The sequence below is a fragment of the Colwellia sp. M166 genome (assembly GCF_024585285.1).
GTDB lineage: Bacteria > Pseudomonadota > Gammaproteobacteria > Enterobacterales > Alteromonadaceae > Cognaticolwellia.
Genome location: NZ_CP040755.1, coordinates 4,598,968 through 4,615,933, shown reverse-complemented (window position 1 = coordinate 4,615,933; position 16,966 = coordinate 4,598,968). Strand labels below are relative to the sequence as shown.

General features: G+C 38.6%; 15 protein-coding genes. 8 read left to right on the top strand and 7 right to left on the bottom strand.

Annotation, left to right across the window (positions count from 1 at the left end; all coding sequences use genetic code 11):
- The first annotated feature begins 108 nt into the window (after nt 1-108).
- Nucleotides 109-864: a sulfate transporter CysZ gene (gene cysZ, locus FGD67_RS20740; RefSeq protein WP_257172912.1), complete on the top strand. Its 756-nt coding sequence runs from the start codon at nt 109-111 to the stop codon at nt 862-864.
- A gap of 200 nt (nt 865-1,064) precedes the next feature.
- Nucleotides 1,065-1,469 carry a hypothetical protein gene (locus FGD67_RS20735; RefSeq protein WP_257172911.1) on the top strand — a complete coding sequence of 135 codons (405 nt, stop codon included), beginning with the start codon at nt 1,065-1,067 and terminating at the stop codon, nt 1,467-1,469.
- Between the two features lie 160 nt (nt 1,470-1,629).
- Here FGD67_RS20735 and FGD67_RS20730 read toward each other — a convergent pair whose 3' ends face one another.
- Entirely contained in the window at nt 1,630-2,349 is a 720-nt protein-coding gene (locus tag FGD67_RS20730) for a helix-turn-helix domain-containing protein (protein WP_257172910.1), read from the bottom strand.
- Between the two features lie 163 nt (nt 2,350-2,512).
- Here FGD67_RS20730 and FGD67_RS20725 point away from each other — a divergent pair, with 163 nt between their 5' ends.
- Entirely contained in the window at nt 2,513-3,937 is a 1,425-nt protein-coding gene (locus FGD67_RS20725) for an FAD-binding oxidoreductase (RefSeq protein WP_257172909.1), read from the top strand.
- A gap of 69 nt (nt 3,938-4,006) precedes the next feature.
- Here the strand turns inward: FGD67_RS20725 and FGD67_RS20720 are convergent, their stop codons facing one another.
- Complete coding sequence (locus FGD67_RS20720) at nt 4,007-5,866, bottom strand: M1 family metallopeptidase (RefSeq protein ID WP_257172908.1); 1,860 nt, start codon at nt 5,864-5,866, stop codon at nt 4,007-4,009.
- Between the two features lie 124 nt (nt 5,867-5,990).
- Nucleotides 5,991-6,857 (bottom strand): OmpA family protein, encoded by an 867-nt coding sequence (locus tag FGD67_RS20715; RefSeq protein WP_257172907.1) that lies wholly within the window; start codon nt 6,855-6,857, stop codon nt 5,991-5,993.
- Between the two features lie 197 nt (nt 6,858-7,054).
- Here FGD67_RS20715 and rnt point away from each other — a divergent pair, with 197 nt between their 5' ends.
- Nucleotides 7,055-7,750: a ribonuclease T gene (gene rnt / locus FGD67_RS20710; RefSeq protein ID WP_257172906.1), complete on the top strand. Its 696-nt coding sequence runs from the start codon at nt 7,055-7,057 to the stop codon at nt 7,748-7,750.
- Nucleotides 7,751-7,809: 59 nt separating this feature from the next.
- On the opposite strand, the gene FGD67_RS20705 is transcribed toward rnt, so the two are convergent.
- From FGD67_RS20705 to FGD67_RS20695, 3 genes are all read right to left on the bottom strand, one after another.
- Complete coding sequence (locus tag FGD67_RS20705) at nt 7,810-8,187, bottom strand: hypothetical protein (protein WP_257172905.1); 378 nt, start codon at nt 8,185-8,187, stop codon at nt 7,810-7,812.
- A 550-nt stretch (nt 8,188-8,737) separates the two neighbouring features.
- On the bottom strand, nt 8,738-9,343 hold the full coding sequence (locus tag FGD67_RS20700) for a peroxiredoxin (RefSeq protein WP_257172904.1): 606 nt from the start codon (nt 9,341-9,343) through the stop codon (nt 8,738-8,740).
- A 144-nt stretch (nt 9,344-9,487) separates the two neighbouring features.
- The gene (locus FGD67_RS20695) at nt 9,488-9,829 is read right to left on the bottom strand and encodes a Grx4 family monothiol glutaredoxin (RefSeq protein ID WP_306556774.1); all 342 of its coding nucleotides are present in this window, start codon (nt 9,827-9,829) and stop codon (nt 9,488-9,490) included.
- Nucleotides 9,830-10,089: 260 nt separating this feature from the next.
- Here FGD67_RS20695 and sodB point away from each other — a divergent pair, with 260 nt between their 5' ends.
- The 4 genes from sodB to FGD67_RS20675 all read left to right on the top strand — a co-directional run bounded on the left by sodB (nt 10,090) and on the right by FGD67_RS20675 (nt 15,778).
- The gene (gene sodB, locus FGD67_RS20690) at nt 10,090-10,671 is read left to right on the top strand and encodes a superoxide dismutase [Fe] (protein ID WP_257172903.1); all 582 of its coding nucleotides are present in this window, start codon (nt 10,090-10,092) and stop codon (nt 10,669-10,671) included.
- A gap of 302 nt (nt 10,672-10,973) precedes the next feature.
- The gene (locus FGD67_RS20685; RefSeq protein WP_257172902.1) at nt 10,974-12,908 is read left to right on the top strand and encodes a PrkA family serine protein kinase; all 1,935 of its coding nucleotides are present in this window, start codon (nt 10,974-10,976) and stop codon (nt 12,906-12,908) included.
- A 40-nt stretch (nt 12,909-12,948) separates the two neighbouring features.
- Entirely contained in the window at nt 12,949-14,226 is a 1,278-nt protein-coding gene (locus FGD67_RS20680) for a YeaH/YhbH family protein (RefSeq protein WP_257172901.1), read from the top strand.
- Nucleotides 14,227-14,251: 25 nt separating this feature from the next.
- Nucleotides 14,252-15,778, top strand: a complete 1,527-nt coding sequence (locus FGD67_RS20675) for a SpoVR family protein (RefSeq protein WP_257172900.1) — start codon at nt 14,252-14,254, stop codon at nt 15,776-15,778.
- Nucleotides 15,779-15,823: 45 nt separating this feature from the next.
- On the opposite strand, the gene fadR is transcribed toward FGD67_RS20675, so the two are convergent.
- Nucleotides 15,824-16,534: a fatty acid metabolism transcriptional regulator FadR gene (gene fadR / locus FGD67_RS20670; RefSeq protein WP_257172899.1), complete on the bottom strand. Its 711-nt coding sequence runs from the start codon at nt 16,532-16,534 to the stop codon at nt 15,824-15,826.
- Nucleotides 16,535-16,966 lie beyond the last annotated feature (432 nt).

Below are 16,966 nucleotides of genomic sequence, written 5' to 3'. Positions count from 1 at the left end.
CTGTACCAGAGATTGATGTATTTTGTAACATCACAATACTGTTCATATCATGCGAAGGATCCTATAATCGAGCTATGAATATCAATCAGTTAGGTTAATAAATCAGCAATGAACAATAACAGACCCCAGCCTTTAGCAAACGGCGGTGCCGGATATTTTATCAAAGGTTTTGAGTTAATTCGCACCCCAGGAATTCGCCGCTTTGTTTTTATCCCATTAACGGTAAATTTACTGCTTTTTAGTTATGCTTTTTATTATATGTTTCTACAACTAGAAAGCTACATGCTGACGCTGGAAACTTGGCTTGGTGAGTCTTTTGCTTGGCTAAGTAGTTTTATTTGGCCATTGGCAGTGCTGTTTATTTTAATTGTTTTTTCATTTATCTTCAGCTCAGTTGCCAATTGGTTAGCCGCTCCCTTTAATGGTTTATTATCAGAAAAAATAGAAGCTTTATTAACTAATCAACCATTAGATAGTGGTGGTGCTCTTGATGTGGTTAAGGATGTTCCACGAACGCTTTCCCGTGAGCTTAGTAAGCTTGGTTATTACCTACCTCGTGCTATGGGTTTCTTTTTACTTTATTGGATACTGCCCGTTATTGGCCAAGTACTGTGGTTTTTGTTTCTGGCCTGGATGATGGCAGTACAATATAAAGACTACCCATTTGATAACCATAAAATTAGTTTTACACACATGCGACAAGCTTTAAAGCAACGTCAAGGATTAAGCTATAGCTTTGGTATTACAACGGCAATATTCTCCATGATCCCTATCGTAAATTTAGTGGTTATGCCGGTCGCTATTTGTGGTGCTACAGCACTATGGGTCGATCATTATCGCGATGAATTTGTTGACCGTTCATAGAAATCAAATAACAATCAATATGTTATTAAGCTTTAAACAAATCGAACAAGCATCAAACAAATCTTGATGCTTGTTCGCACGCCTGATGAAATACTCATCAGTGTATAAAACAACCATCTTAGCTAAAGTTTGACAGCAAAAAAATCAAGGTGCACACTAAATACCTGTGTATTACATTAACAATTAATAAGGATCCAGTGATGCAAGCACTGCGTTTTATAGCTAAGAATGCAATTTCATCTAGCATGCTATTGCTGCTTACCATCAGTTTCACCTTTAATACAAACAGCGCTCGTGCAGAAACAATTAATGGCGGAAAAAGTGCATTGGCAAACGTTGATATTGCGATTGTGAAAGATGCACGCATCTTTGCAAAATTTGATGAAAACATGCCGGCGGTGGTTAATTATTTTACTCCATTAACGGAAGATGCTGTCATCAATTTTTATAACAAGAATTACGGTGAACCGGTTAAACGCGAACGTAAGCGCGGCCGTTTAACTCTAAATTACCAACAAACACAACAGCAAATACGTGTGATTATTTCTCAACAAAACAACTTACGCCAAGTTGACGTGCTTGTTGAAAAAAGTATGCAAAAGTAATAATTCAGCTTGGTAGCATTGAACCAAGCTGATGAGAAACCATGGGCTAGCTTGGTTATAAGACAATATCTTACCAGCATTAACATATCCCCCTAAAAAGCCCTCAATGTTTACCTATTCACGCTTCAAAAGCTTTATATCTATCGTACTAAATTATCACTTAACTAACGTGCCCTCTAACTTGTAATTGTTCATCACGTTTTTTTATATGTGCAACGCTGCTGCTACCTAACCACAATGCCGCGATATCGGTGTACTCTTTATTACCGCTAAGCTTTAGTGATTTATCTTTTATCGCAAGGTCAAAATCTTCCCAGCCCATCCAAATTTTGGTAAGTGTTTTAGCTGAGACCTCAATTTTGACATCAGCTGAAAAACCTCGGTTGATATAGCAGAGATCAATTTCATTATTTTCAAAGATCAACCAATGCTCACTTTTATTTTCAGCAACGTCAGTAAGGAAAAAATGGACGATAAATGGATCAGGCAATACGGGATGAATATTTATATTACGCCGAATGTCCCACATCAGAAAACTAGCATCAAGATTCTCAAGTGATGGTTCAGTTTCCAACCATTCTTGCCCCCAACATGCCATGCTATAAACAATCGGTTCAAGCGCTTGCCCTGCTTGAGTTAAAGCATACTCTATTTGACCCGTAGAGCGTTTTTCATGGCGAATGATCAAGCCGATGTGTGCTAACTCTTTTAGGCGAGTCGACAATAAGGTTCTCGACATTCGCGGGACACCACGACTGATGTCGTTAAAGTTGGTTGACCCGAACAACAATTCTCTAAATATCAGTAATGTCCACCGATTACAAAGAAATTCTGATGCCATCGCCAACGGGCAATACTGTCCATAAGATGTCGAGCTCATTTTTTTTTCCTTGGTCTAAGCACTCATTAAAGTCTAACGGCTATTACATTTCGCGCAAGCTAGGCAGTGAATTTTATGTACCTAGTAGTCCATACCATGCACTAGACAAGCCCAGCGGTTACTTCTAACTTAGAGAGAGAGTGGAATAAAATGGACAACAACCATGAGTATTCAAATAAATAGTAATGACGGAAAAAGTATCTCTTTGGCAGCCGAGATCATTGACAGTTTTTCAGCCAGTTTACGCGGCGAGCTATTAAGTACAGAACAGCCAAAATATGCACAAGCCAGACAAGTATGGAATGGCATGATTAACAAATACCCTGCGCTTATTGCTTGTTGTACAGGGGCAACAGATGTGGTGACAGCAGTAACATTTGCTCGTGACCATAACTTATTGCTATCGGTAAAAGGCGGCGGACATAATATCGCAGGCAGTGCGGTTTGCGATGGAGGATTAATGCTAGATTTAAGTGCAATGAACGGTGTGGTAGTTGACGTTAAAAGCCGGACGGTACAAGTACAAAGCGGCGCATTACTCGGCGACATCGATCATGAAACCCAGCATTTTGGCTTAGCGGTTCCGACCGGAATAAATTCAACCACGGGTATAGCTGGACTTGCCCTAGGAGGCGGTTATGGTTGGTTGAGCAGAGCTTTTGGCCATACCGTTGATAATATTTTATCGGCTGATATCGTCACAGCAAAGGGTGATTTTTTACACTTATCGGCACACGAAAATGCCGATTTATTTTGGGCTATTCGCGGTGGCAGTGGGAATTTTGGCGTGGTAACTAACTTTACTTTTAAGTTGCATTCGGTTGGCCCTACGATCCTCAGTGGTCCAGTGATATTTCCAATAGCGCAAGCAAAGCTGGTATTGCAGCAATATCGTCATTTAGCACGTGAATTACCCGACCAAGCCTCATGTTGGTTTGTTATTCGCCAAGCACCAGCATTTCCCTTTCTTGAGCAAAGTTATCATGGCCAAACCGTATTAATATTGGCAATGTCCTATGTTGGCGATATAGCAGAAGGCGAGAAAGCATTAGCTCCCTTGCGCGCACTAGGTCAGCCACTCGCCGATGCTGTTGGTGCCTGTCCTTATAAAGGCTGGCAAGCAGCATTTGATCCCTTATTAGCAGCTGGGGCTCGTAATTATTGGAAGTCGAGTGACTTTACCGATATATCAGAGCAGCTCATTGATACTTTAATCGCTGCCGCATCTAACCTGCCGTCTAATGAATGTGAAATTTTCATTGCACAACTTGGTGGGGCAGCGTCCCGTGTGCCATCAAGCGCGATGGCGTATCCGCATCGCTCAACAGCATACACCATGAATATTCATGGCCGTTGGCAATCACCAGCACTTGATGACGAAGCTATCGCTTGGGTGCGAGAATTATTTAATCAGGTAGAAATATTCTCAACAGGCAGTGTTTATGTCAATTTTGTGCCTGAAAATGATGAAATTAGAAAAATAGGTCCCTACGGGGCAAATAAAGCACGTTTAGAAAAAATCAAAGGAAAAGTAGATCCGAGTAACTTATTCCATACCAATATAAATATTGAACCTAAACTTAATTAACTTCATTTTATAGACATAAAAAAGCCGAGCATTAAATAGCTCGGCTTATAATAAAAGTATTTACAGTAACTAGTTGAGCAAAATAGCGTCAACAGTACCTTGCGCTAATGGATGATAGCCAGGACGCGCTTTTTTATAAACCACTTGTGCCCATTCTTTACCTTTAGCTGATGTAGCAAGCTCTTTATACAAAGGCACAATTAACTTGCGACGACCAATCGACTCTAAATAAGTTGCCATAGCCGGATACACAACGTCGTAACCTGAACGTAACGCTAATAAATACCACGCATGCGCCACTTCAGCATTGGTGCTGTTGGTTAAGTTATACATTTGATCTAAGTTACTCATACGTTCGTTAGCAATGTTTAATGGTAAGTTGTTAATAAAATGCAACCATTCATGTAGTGTCCAATTTTTAGTTGGAATTTGCGCTAACTCAAGCTGATCACTGGTCCACTTCGAAATAATGTTATCAATTTTAACAAAGGCATCAGAACGTGGTTTAGGGGTATAGCTAGGTAAGCCTTGCTCATAAATCCATTCGTTAAGTTCTTTATCACTAACAATATTAGGGTACTTGTCGGTTAAATTAGCTTTTAAATATTTAACAAAGTTTTTCGTACCTAAACTTTCAAAAGCATGATCATCAAAATATTGCATGATAAAAGTATCAAACTTTTCACGGCCAAACTTCTGTTCTAAATACACTAAAAACAGCTGTCCTTTGGTGTAAGGTACACCCGAAAATGCATCATCTGGATCACGACCGTTAAGATCGATATATAGCTGTGTATCACCTGGCGGTAACTCGGCAATTTCATAACTTAAGTTTTGTGCATCTAACGCGCGCTCCATTAGCGCTCTATCGGCGCCAAATACCGCTTCCATAATACGGTTTTCAACATAGCTGGTAAAACCTTCGTTTAACCATAAGTCTTGCCAGCTTTCATTGGTCACCAAGTTACCAGACCAAGAATGAGCTAACTCATGAGCAATTAAATTCACTAAACTTTTATCACCAGCAACCACTGTTGGGGTAATAAAAGACAATCGAGGATTTTCCATGCCGCCAAAAGGAAAGCTTGGTGGTAAAATAAGTAAATCGTAACGACCCCAACGGTAAGCACCAAAAAGCTTTTCCGTTTCATCAATCATCAACTGTGTATCATCAAACTCGGCGACAGCTCTGTCTAAAATGTATTGTTCAGCATAAATACCGGTTTGCTTGCTCATAGCTTTAAATTGTAAATCACCGACAGCAATCGCAATTAAGTAGGCAGGAATAGCTTGCGGCATTGAAAAAGAATAATCGCCATCACGCGCAGTATCAGGTGCATTGTCAGCACTCATGACTGCCAGCAAGTCGTCAGTGGTGGTAATGCGGGCATTGTATGTCATACGCACACTTGGTGTATCTTGTATCGGTATCCAAGAACGGGCATGAATTGCTTGGCTTTGGCTAAACATAAATGGCTTATCTTTACCGGCAGTTTGCTCAGGAGTTAACCATTGTAGCCCTGACGCTTGCGGTAATGAGTTGTAATAAACTCGAATGGTTGGCGTTTGAAAAGGCGTTTTAATAGTCAGCTTTGACCCCATAACATCATCACGCTTAGCCAATTTATAGTTTAGTTTTACCCATTGATTATTAGCATTTTTTGCCATCACACGATGGATCTCTAAATCACGTGTGTCTAAATAAACATCACCAACATCATCGTTAAGCCAATTCAGCGTTAATTCTGCAAAGCCCTTTAATGACTTTTCATCAAAATCAACATCAAGATCTAAGTAAAGATGACTAACTTTTACTTGATCATAGTTTGCATAAGTTAATGTGTCAGCGACTTGCGCGGAGGCTAATTGAACCCAAGTGAGCTGCACAGCACAGCACAATATGGCGACAAGACGAATAAAAATTTTCATAAATTGTACCCCAAACTAAAAAGGCCTGTAGATTACAGTGAATCGACAGGCCTCTTCAAGTGCTATTTATAATATGACGCTAAACGCTTTCAAATATCAGCTTGAAAGCGTTTAATTAAAAACCTTAAGGCTGTTCCATACGGATAACAACGCGACGATTTTTACTGCGACCAATAATTGTGGCGTTAGAGGCGACATGGCGTTTTTCACCATAGCCATTTGCTTCAATTCTACTGGCATCAATACCACGACTGACAATCAGCTCTCTAACTTTATTAGCCCGACGTTCTGACATTTTCAAGTTAGTATTTCTTCCACCATAACTATCTGAATAACCGTCGATTAATACCAATTCAAGTTCAGAATCAAGTGACAAGTACTCAACAATCATATTCATGCGCTTTTGCGACGACTTCGTCAGCTTATCAGAGCCAAATTGATAATTGAGTACGGTATAAGAAATATCATCGAAGCTAAAATCAAGTAAGTTGCCAACGCAGCTTACAAACGCTTGATAAGCTTTCTGAAAGCGAGCGGTAGACAAACCGACGGTGATTTTATCATTATCGCTATACCAGTCGTTATAATAAAATGTTGGACTCATGCCTTGATCAAGCTCATTCAGCATATTCCAAGCAATTTTTTTCGGTAAACTAGGAGAAAACTGTTTATGTAATTTCATATCAGCAAGTACTCGGCCAGCAACGCCAGGTCGCCAATTAGGCGCCTCTGAACGAACTTCAGCTAAAGAGTAGCTGTCTGGCAGTCGCATCATCTCTAATTCAAATTCCATATTCATCTTACGATTTGCCGAGCTATAAAATTTTGCTTCGCCGTAACGTGGAATTTGATGTGACAAGGTACATTGCAGTCGAGAATCATCGGTCAATTGCCAAGTTGAATTTTCAATATCAGCACGATACTGCCTAATTCCAGCATGTGAATGCAAAGTAAATAATGATAAAATAACTAGTGTAATAATTTTTTTCATAAGAATAATTTTCATGTCAATTAATCTAAGTTTAATAGCGACATCTTTTACTATCGACAAAATCTCTAATAACTTTAACAGTTAAATAAAATTAACCGAAAATTAATTTCACGACACTTAATTTCAGTGATGTCTTATAGCTTGATTTCTGCGATAATCCCAAACATTATTTTTGCCAACTCATACTCATCGCCTTTATGTCTGATAATTCCAAAACTACTCATATCAAAGCTGAAAAAAATTTACTCTCTCAACGCTTTCGAGGTTACTTCCCTGTCGTTATTGATGTTGAGACTGCCGGTTTTAATGCCCAAACCGATGCGCTGCTAGAAATAGCAGCAACAACTTTAACGCTAGATGAAGATACTGGGCAGTTTAGTTTAGATGAAACCATACACTTCAATGTTGAGCCATTTGAAGGCGCTAACCTAGAGCCAGCAGCTTTAGAATTTACCGGCATCGACCCAACAAACCCATTGCGCGGTGCTGTTGATGAAAAAAAAGCGCTTACCGAAACATTTAAGCTTATTCGTAAAAAAATGAAAGCGGCAGGATGCCAACGCGCGATTATGGTGGCACACAACGCTTCTTTTGATTTAGGTTTTGTTAATGCAGCTATCGAGCGTTGCTTAATTAAACGTTCACCTTTTCATCCATTTGTCAGTTTTGACACCACAACGTTATCAGGCTTGGCATTAGGTCAAACAGTTTTAGCAAAAGCTTGTGCTACTGCACAAATAGATTTTAATAATAATGAAGCCCATTCAGCGTTATACGACACAGAAAAAACTGCCGAATTATTTTGTTATATTATCAATAAGTGGCAACAATTAGGCGGCTGGCCTTTAGCTGATATTGCTGACGATAGCGAAACCCCAACATTGACAACTTAAATCGCAAGGTTAAGCACTGAACAATAACCACTAAAAATTAAAACAACGAAGCTAGGCACTTAAAATAACGACTTAGCTTTTCGTCGGTTATTACTCCTAAAGAGTAAATTTCTTAAGGCGATAATCATCAAACATAAGGCTAAAAACTGTAAAATCGCCAGTTCAGTTTTTAGCAATAACATCATAGCGGTGGCAACGTACAAATAAGGTAAATATTCATAAACAAGCACAGGAAGAGTTTGCTGACAATTTGGGTTATCTTTATAGCGATCGACTCGACGATAATTTGAGCGTTGAACTAACATGAGACAGCCAACTGAATAAAATATCCCCGCCGATGTATACACCATCCAAGTATCATAAAACGCTAGCAGATAAGCACTGATTAAACAGCATAAGTAAGGTAAGTTTTCATAAATAATTTTAGGATAAAACACCTTAATTCCTTATGGTATTAATTCGCTTGCATATCGTCTGTCTGATAGCAAAACTAAACAAATTAAGCTCACTCTCGTAAACGACATTAAGTGATAGATAGACTAAGACCAATTCTACTAAGTTTCTTCCCATTCAGTGAAATTCAAAAGGTTTAGAGGCAAGGCATTGATTGAAGGTAAGGGTTATTCTCGACAACTGCTCCTGCGTTGTTCTAATGACTCACATCCCTGTGAGAACCTTATCGAAATCAATAACGCGGCCGGTAAGCCTGTTAAAATCACCCTTCGGGAGCTTACCAGCGGTTCGATAACCGTCGATAATTTCTTACCTATAGAATAACTATATTCACAAAATGATCATTGTTCTCAAAACGCTGATAAGCGCTGAGTGGGAACAAACTTAATAGACTTGGTATAAATAACCATGCGCTTTATTTTAGCATAGTCATAAAATCCAACTTTTCAATGAATTCATAGAGCTTCCAATAAATTGCAAAGACAAAAAAGCCGCAAGAAGCGGCTTTTTAAAACAAACAGTTTTGCTGAAATATTAAAGCTTATCTGCGTTATCCGTAAGGTAAGCTGCAACACCCTCAGTAGTTGCTGTCATACCTTTATCACCTTTGTTCCAGCCTGCAGGACAAACTTCACCGTGATCTTCATGGAATTGTAAAGCATCAACCATACGGATCATTTCATCAACGTTACGACCTAGTGGTAAGTCATTAACCACTTGATGACGTACATTACCTTCTTCATCAATTAAGAATGAAGCACGAAAAGCAACGCCAGCTTCTGGATGCTCAACGTCATACGCTTTACAAATTTCATGTTTAACATCAGCAACTAAAGTGTATTGAACTGGACCAATACCACCATCGTTTACCGCTGTGTTACGCCATGCGTTATGAGAGAACTGTGAATCGATTGAAACACCAATAACTTCAACACCACGGCTTTTGAATTCTTCCATGCGATGGTCGAATGCTAACAACTCTGAAGGACATACAAAAGTAAAATCAAGTGGGTAGAAAAATACTACGGCTTTTTTACCTTTAATAGCTTGTGCTAGGTTAAAGCTTTCAACAATTTCACCTGAACCTAAAACTGCTGCTGCGGTAAAGTCTGGTGCTGAACGACCTACTAATACACTCATTATATTCTCCAATTTTTAAAATAATTGTTTAGGTTTATCGAACGTTCAAATCTAACACAAGTCAGATATTGATAGTTCAAAACAACCTGGGTTATTTAACGTTAACAACACCTAGTATGGTGGCGTTAAGTGATAATTCAATAGCTATTCAGAACTTTCTTCTGAGCCATGCTTAGCGGCAGATTCAGTGATCAAGGTTTGTAATTCACCTTGCTGATACATTTCCATAATAATGTCACAACCGCCAACAAGCTCGCCATCAACCCATAGTTGTGGGAATGTTGGCCAGTCAGCATATTTTGGTAATTCAGCACGGATATCAGGATTTTGTAAGATATCAACATAAGCGAACTTTTCACCACACGACATTAGCGCTTGAGAAGCCTGTGAAGAAAAACCACAGCTAGGTAACTTTGGTGAACCCTTCATGTAAAGGAGAATAGTGTTGTCACTGATTTGTTCTTTAATACGTTCGATAGTGTCCATAATAACCTCAAAAATTAATACTTATGGTGCTCAATACTTAAAGTAAAACTGACAAAATAAACAGAACAATAAATACTAAAGCAAAAAATTTATATATTAAAACATAATAGCCTTGATAAAACCTATGGTAATACCTATATACTTGAGTAAACTATGTAAGCTTTAATACCCGAGTAGTTTACTAGGTTTTAGAAAAAAACAAACTACTTCTTTAAATTTGCATTAGAATAATTTTTTATAATCACTCTCTGGAGAATATAATGGCTATCGAATTACCCGCACTACCATATGCAATGGATGCACTTGCACCACATATTTCACAAGAAACTTTAGAGTTTCACTATGGTAAGCACCACAACACGTATGTTGTAAAATTAAACGGTCTTATCGAAGGTACTGATTTCGAAGGAAAGTCTTTAGAAGATATCGTTAAATCATCTTCTGCAGGTGTTTTCAATAATGCTGCACAGATTTGGAACCATACTTTTTACTGGAATAGCTTAAGCCCTAACGGCGGCGGCGAGCCAACAGGTGCATTAGCAGACGCTATTAATGCAAACTTTGGTTCATTTGCAGAATTTAAAGCAAAATTCACTGATAGCGCTATCAATAACTTTGGTTCTAGCTGGACTTGGTTAGTGAAAAACGCTGACGGCAGCCTTGCTATCGTTAATACTTCAAATGCAGCTACACCATTAACTGATGAAGGTGTTACACCACTGATCACAGTAGATTTATGGGAACATGCTTACTACATTGATTACCGTAACCTTCGCCCAAGCTACATGGAAGGTTTTTGGGCACTAGCTAACTGGGATTTTGCGGCGGCAAACTTCGCTTAATATTGCTTATGTAGTGTAATTCTACTTTTAAAAGCCAGAATTTTTTTCTGGCTTTTTTTTGTCCTAAATTTCAACCGTTGGACATTTAATTAAAATGTAAATTCAATAACATAACTTCATCTTGAACAATATTTTTTGACAATTTCTTTACTATTATTTAACCAATTCTAAAATTTACATCTAAACTTAAAGTGATAATAGGTAAAAGGCGGTCTAATTATTATATCGAGCTTGATAAGTCACATTTCTCGTATGATCTAATTATCAGCTCAGTCAGAACGAATTATTTTCTGGAGGCGGTTATGAGCATATTCCAACATTTCCAATCACGCTACGATGAGGCACAAGAAGAGTGCTATTCAATACAAGACTTCCTTAGTTTATGTCGCAATGACCCCATGACTTACGCAAGTGCCGCGCAACGTTTATTAAAGGCCATTGGTCAGCCAGAAATGATAGATACCTCGAATGAACCGTGTTTAAGCCGAATTTTCTCCAATCGCGTCATTGCCCGCTACCCAGCATTTAAAGAATTCTATGGCATGGAGGAAGCAATAGAGCAAATTGTTGCTTATTTAACTCACGCCTCACAGGGCTTAGAAGAACAGAAACAAATTCTTTATTTACTCGGCCCTGTTGGCGGTGGGAAATCGTCATTGGCTGAAAAATTAAAAGCCTTAATCCAGCAAGAGCCCATTTATGTGCTGAGTGCGAACGGCGAGCGCAGTCCGGTCAACGATCATCCCTTTTGCTTATTTGATGCTCATACTGACGGTAAAATTTTGCAACAAGAATACAATATTCCAGGCCGATACCTCAGTACTATCATGTCACCTTGGATCGCAAAGCGTTTGCATGAATTCAAAGGCGATATCAGCAAATTTGAAGTGATAAAAATTTACCCTTCTATTCTTGACCAAATTGCGGTCGCTAAAACCGAGCCTGGCGATGATAACAACCAAGATATTTCAGCCTTAGTAGGTAAAGTAGACATTCGTCAATTAGAGCATTTTGCCCAAAACGATCCTGACGCCTACAGCTATTCAGGTGCGTTATGTCGAGCCAACCAAGGATTAATGGAGTTTGTTGAAATGTTCAAAGCACCGATCAAGGTGCTACACCCTCTGCTAACGGCAACACAAGAAGGTAACTACAATCCTACCGAAGGGCTTTCTGCTCTGCCATTTAATGGCATATTATTGGCGCATTCCAATGAGTCTGAATGGCAAGCCTTTAGAAATAATAAAAATAATGAAGCATTTTTAGATCGGGTTTATATTGTTAAAGTCCCCTACTGTATGCGAGTGTCAGAAGAAGTTAAAATTTATCAAAAACTACTCACCAATAGTGAGTTGAATAATGCTCAATGCGCACCAGACACCTTAGAAACCTTAGCGCAATTCTCGGTGCTGTCACGCTTAAAAGATCCCGAAAACTCTAGTATCTATTCTAAAATGCGTGTCTACGACGGTGAGAGTTTAAAAGATACCGATCCGAAAGCAAAGTCCTATCAAGAGTATAGAGACTATGCCGGTATCGACGAAGGTATGTCAGGACTTTCGACACGCTTTGCCTTTAAAATTTTATCCCGTGTGTTCAATTTCGATCATTTAGAAGTTGCGGCAAATCCGGTACATTTATTTTATGTCCTTGAACAACAGATAGAGCGAGAACAATTGCCTAACGAAGTCAGTGCTCGTTATTTAGAATTTATTAAAGGTTACTTATCTCCGCAATATATTGAGTTTATCGGTAAAGAAATTCAGACCGCCTATTTAGAGTCTTATTCTGAATATGGCCAAAATATTTTTGATCGCTATGTGATTTATGCTGATTTTTGGATCCAAGACCAAGAATACCGTGATGCTGAAACCGGACAATTGTTTGACCGCGAAGCACTTAACAATGAATTAGAGAAAATAGAGAAACCTGCTGGGATTAGTAATCCAAAAGATTTCAGAAATGAAATTGTCAATTTCGTCTTGCGTGCTAAAGCCAATAATAACGGTAAAAATCCCTTATGGACCAGCTACGAAAAACTGCGTACGGTTATCGAGAAAAAAATGTTCTCAAATACTGAAGACTTATTACCGGTTATTTCCTTTAACACTAAAACATCCAACGACGATCAACAAAAACATGATGACTTTGTTGAACGTATGATGACCAAAGGCTACACAAAAAAACAAGTCAGATTGCTTTCTGAATGGTATTTACGGGTAAGAAAATCATCTTAGCTAGTACTTAGCCCCCGTCATGGCTAAGCTAGGAGCATGTATGAGCAACTTTATCGATAGGCGCTTAAATAGTAAAAACAAAAGCACGGTCAACCGTCAGCGCTTTATCAGGCGCTATAAAAGCCAAATTAAGAAAGCGGTTTCTGAAGCCGTGAATAAGCGTGGTGTAACCGATATTACCAGTGGTGAAAATATTACCATTACTAAAAAAGATTTAACTGAGCCCATTTTTCATCAAGGTACTGGTGGAATTAAGGATCGTGTTCACCCAGGTAATGACCAATTTACCACCGGCGAACGTATTGCCCGTCCTCCTCAGCAGCAAGGCCAAGGCGGCGGACAAGGTGATGCCAGTGATTCAGGTGAAGGCAATGATGATTTTGTTTTTTCTATTTCCAAAGATGAATACCTAAATTTACTTTTTGAAGACCTGGAGCTACCAAATCTAGAAGAAAATCAGTTAGATAAGATGACTAATTATAAAACTGTACGCTCGGGTTATTGTCCAAAAGGCGTTATATCAAATATTGATATTGTAAAATCATTACAAGGTTCAATAGCACGCAGAATTGCCATGACAGCAGATAAGCGACGTCAACTTAAAGCCTTAGAAGAAGCGTTAATATTATTAGAGCAAGATCGACACGAAAACACACGTGAGAAAAACAAACTGAAAAAGAATATTGATATCATTAAAGATAAAATTAATAGAGTCCCTTTTATTGACTCGTTTGATTTACGTTATCGCAATTACGCTAAACAGGCGGTACCCACTTCCAAAGCGGTAATGTTCTGCTTAATGGATGTATCCGGTTCAATGGATCAAGCAACGAAAGATATAGCCAAGCGTTTTTATATTCTTTTATATCTGTTTTTAACCCGTACTTATGAAACTATTGACGTGGTCTATATTCGTCATCATACCAAAGCAAAAGAAGTTGACGAGCATGAGTTCTTTTATTCGCCAGAAACTGGGGGCACTATCGCATCAAGTGCGTTAGAGCTGATGCTTGAGATTATAGCCCAACGCTACAATGAAAAAGAATGGAATCTTTATGGCGCTCAGGTCTCTGACGGCGATAATTGGACTGATGACTCACCGCGTTGCCAACAATTAATGCGCGAGCATATCCTACCGAAAACGCGCTACTTTAGTTATATCGAAATTAGCCAGCGTGCACATCAAAGTCTTTGGCAGCAATATGCGCAAATTGCTGATCACAATGATGCCTTCTCAATTGAGCACATTAAAACACTAGAAGATATTTACCCGGTGTTTAGAGCATTGTTTAAGAAGAAGAATATCCAGACAGCCTAACACTTTTCAATAGATTGGAGGTTTTATGACTAAGCGTAAAGCACTTAACGATGACAGTGACTGGACATTTGCCAAACTTGAATTGTACCAAACTGAAATTGCTCGGGTCGCGCAACATTATCGTTTGGATACTTACGCCAATCAAATTGAAGTGATCACTGCCGAGCAAATGATGGACGCATACGCAAGTGTCGGTATGCCTATTGGTTACAATCATTGGACCTTTGGCAAAAAATTCATTCAAACTGAGCAAAACTATAAACGCGGACAAATGGGCTTAGCGTATGAGATCGTCATAAACTCAGACCCATGTATTTCATACTTAATGGAAGAAAACTCTATCACCATGCAAGCACTGGTTATGGCGCATGCTTGCTATGGACATAACTCATTTTTTAAAGGCAATTATTTATTTAAATCATGGACCGATGCGAGCTCAATTATTGACTACTTATTATTTGCCAAAAAATATATTGCTGACTGCGAACATAAGCATGGTATTGAAGATGTTGAAACTTGTCTTGATGCCTGTCATGCCTTAATGAACCATGGTGTTGATCGTTATAAAAGACCACAAAAGATATCAATTGAAGCAGAAATAAAACGCCAGAAAGAACGAGAGTCTTATCTACAATCACAAGTCAATCTCCTGTGGCGAACGACTGCCAATAGTACCTGTGAAAGCAAAGCCAGAAAAGCGCAATTTCCGTCAGAGCCGCAGGAGAACCTGCTTTATTTTATCGAAAAAAATGCCCCCTTATTAAAACCTTGGCAACGGGAGTTAGTACGTATTGTACGGAAAATATCACAGTATTTTTATCCGCAAAAGCAAACTCAAGTGATGAATGAGGGTTGGGCTTGCTTTTGGCACTACACCATTTTAAATCATTTATACGATGAAGGTTTAGTGACAGATAAATTTATGCTCGAGTTTTTGCATAATCATACTAATGTTGTCGCGCAAGTTGAATATAATAGTCGTTACTATTCAGGGATAAACCCCTATGCGCTCGGCTTTAATATGTTTATCGATATTCGAAGAATATGTGAAAACCCAAGTGAGGAAGATAAAATTTGGTTTCCTGAAATAGCGGGCAGTAATTGGCTAGATACTGTGCATTTTGCCATGGAGAACTTCAAAGATGAAAGCTTTATCAGTCAATTTTTATCACCAAAATTAATGCGTGACTTCAAACTATTCCATTTACATGATGACAGTGATAAAAACTACATTGAAGTGGGAGCTATTCATAATAAAAGTGGCTATCAGAAAATTCGCACTATGTTATCTGAACAATATAATTTAAGTAATATAGAAGCGAATATTCAAATCATTAATGCCGATATTAGTGGCGACCGTTCATTAACGCTACGCTATATCCCACATCAGCAAGTAAACTTAGCTGACTCTAAAGATGAAGTCTTGAAGCACCTGTATTACCTGTGGAAATTTGAGGTAAAACTACTACAAGAAGATAAGCAAGGCGTCGACCAAATCATTGCTCAATGCCCAAAGCCCGATGAATTGACGAAAAAAAAGGCAACTATTTAGTTGCCTTGTTTGCTTGACAGTATAACGTCAACATTGGCTCATTAACTATTCAGCAAGCTCTTTTAATACTTCATCTTTTAATTCAAGCCAAAGTTTACCTGACTCTACACCGTACTTTCTCACCGCAAATACCGACTCATCAAATTGACCGGCTTTAGCGAGTTCGATAAGGTTTTTATAGTAGATACGGGTGATTTCACGTCCACGTGGATGGGCAAAATACAAACTACCTAAGCGTGAGTATAAGCCTCTAAAGCCGTTTAAAATCAACAAATAAATAGAATTTCCTGATGCAACAACCAATTCCTTATTGAGTTTATAATCAAATTCTGCAAAAGCTTCACCATTATCTTCTACATCTTCAATTGCTGATAATAGCTCAATAGTTTTTTCAGGATTATTTTTAATCGCACCACGGACATAGATAGCACTAATATTGGTACGTGCTGACATTAAGTTATCAACTAAGTCCGGGATGCCTTCTTGATCAAGTTGCGCTAAGGTTTCAAGGATATTAAGGCTAGAGGTTTCCCAAAAATTATTCACTTTAGTCGGCTTACCATGTTTAATAGTTAACCAGCCATCACGTGCTAATCGCTGCAACACTTCTCTTAACGTCGTTCTTGTGACACCTATCAGTTCTGACAATTCACGTTCAGCGGGTAATATAGTACCCGGTGGAAATCCACCATTCCAAATAGATTCAACAATATACTGCTCGGCAAATCCTGCTGGACTGTGCGCTTTTATGACCATGTGGCTCCACATCGCTTGGGTTGACTATAATTGAAACTGATTGTACCAGAACAAGCAATTGACACAAGCGCAATAAAATCCAGACATTTTTGTGACCGCAGTCACTTAAGTTGAGAATTTAAGGCTAGCTATGTATTACGCAATGAATACTGTAGCATTTTTTATTGTTCTGACATTAACGGATGATTATTTTCTCTATAGCTATCTTTTTTTATTTTAAATAAGCGGTGATTTATAGCTCCTTAGTGTAAAAAATATCGGAAATAAAATAACTAATATCGGGATAGATGATGGGTTGCTTAGCTCTTATCTATATTTTACAAATGGAACTGACAGTATTGCATTCATGATGTACTCACCCTATTCTCACTATACATGGCGATCAAGGTAAATACGGTCGTATTACTTGCCCTAATTTTATCACTGAAAATA

Bases quoted from the DNA above. Each gene is read 5' to 3' on its own strand.
- rnt (WP_257172906.1), top strand. From the start codon at position 7,055: ATGTCTGATAATTCCAAAACTACTCATATCAAAGCTGAAAAAAATTTA.
- FGD67_RS20675 (WP_257172900.1), top strand. From the start codon at position 14,252: ATGACTAAGCGTAAAGCACTTAACGATGACAGTGACTGGACATTTGCC.
- fadR (WP_257172899.1), bottom strand. From the start codon at position 16,534: ATGGTCATAAAAGCGCACAGTCCAGCAGGATTTGCCGAGCAGTATATT.
- FGD67_RS20715 (WP_257172907.1), bottom strand. From the start codon at position 6,857: ATGAAAAAAATTATTACACTAGTTATTTTATCATTATTTACTTTGCAT.
- FGD67_RS20700 (WP_257172904.1), bottom strand. From the start codon at position 9,343: ATGAGTGTATTAGTAGGTCGTTCAGCACCAGACTTTACCGCAGCAGCA.
- sodB (WP_257172903.1), top strand. From the start codon at position 10,090: ATGGCTATCGAATTACCCGCACTACCATATGCAATGGATGCACTTGCA.
- FGD67_RS20685 (WP_257172902.1), top strand. From the start codon at position 10,974: ATGAGCATATTCCAACATTTCCAATCACGCTACGATGAGGCACAAGAA.
- FGD67_RS20725 (WP_257172909.1), top strand. From the start codon at position 2,513: ATGAGTATTCAAATAAATAGTAATGACGGAAAAAGTATCTCTTTGGCA.
- FGD67_RS20680 (WP_257172901.1), top strand. From the start codon at position 12,949: ATGAGCAACTTTATCGATAGGCGCTTAAATAGTAAAAACAAAAGCACG.
- FGD67_RS20730 (WP_257172910.1), bottom strand. From the start codon at position 2,349: ATGAGCTCGACATCTTATGGACAGTATTGCCCGTTGGCGATGGCATCA.
- FGD67_RS20695 (WP_306556774.1), bottom strand. From the start codon at position 9,829: ATGGACACTATCGAACGTATTAAAGAACAAATCAGTGACAACACTATT.
- cysZ (WP_257172912.1), top strand. From the start codon at position 109: ATGAACAATAACAGACCCCAGCCTTTAGCAAACGGCGGTGCCGGATAT.
- FGD67_RS20720 (WP_257172908.1), bottom strand. From the start codon at position 5,866: ATGAAAATTTTTATTCGTCTTGTCGCCATATTGTGCTGTGCTGTGCAG.
- FGD67_RS20735 (WP_257172911.1), top strand. From the start codon at position 1,065: ATGCAAGCACTGCGTTTTATAGCTAAGAATGCAATTTCATCTAGCATG.